This window comes from Vibrio sp. 10N.222.48.A3, assembly GCF_041475345.1.
Lineage (GTDB): Bacteria > Pseudomonadota > Gammaproteobacteria > Enterobacterales > Vibrionaceae > Vibrio > Vibrio tasmaniensis_A.
This window is the reverse complement of sequence record NZ_JBFRVX010001596.1, coordinates 1-573: the sequence shown is the minus strand read 5'-3', so window position 1 is coordinate 573 and position 573 is coordinate 1. Positions and strand designations below refer to the sequence as shown.

At 45.7% G+C, this 573-nt stretch carries 1 protein-coding gene; it reads left to right on the top strand.

The window, feature by feature from the left end:
• Nucleotides 1-573 (top strand): molybdate ABC transporter substrate-binding protein (modA, locus tag AB4653_RS27930; protein WP_372105884.1); only part of this gene is annotated, 573 nt, incomplete at both ends.

Genomic DNA, 573 nt, shown 5'->3' with positions numbered 1-573 from the left:
ATGTTATTCCAGTGTATGCGAGCACGTCGTCTTTGGTGCGCCAAATTGAACGAGGCGCGCCAGCAGACATTTTTATCTCGGCAAACGAAAAATGGATGACGCATTTAGTCGATCGTAAGTTGGCTTTTAGTGACAATGTCACAAACTTGTGCGAAAACGAACTCGTGCTAATTTCCCCGAAAGAGACGCCAATATCTTTGGACCTCTCAAACGCTGACCAATGGGCTAAACTTCTAATGAATGAAAGACTTGCAGTTGGCAACACCATGTCGGTTCCTGCGGGTATCTATGCGAAAGAAGCGCTAGAAACGTTAGGTGTATGGGACGATGTGAAGACTCGATTGGCACCAAGTAACAATGTACGTATGGCATTGGCTTTGGTAGAACGCAGTGAAGCTAAGCTTGGCATTGTCTACAAAACAGATGCGTTGCTTTCTAAAGAAGTGAAGCTAGTGTCGACGTTCCCAGCCGATCTACACACACCAATACGTTACCCTGTAGCGAGATTGAGCGATAAAGTCGTCGCAGAAGAGTTCTACACGTTCCTAAAGAGCGAAAAAGCGAAGAACACAT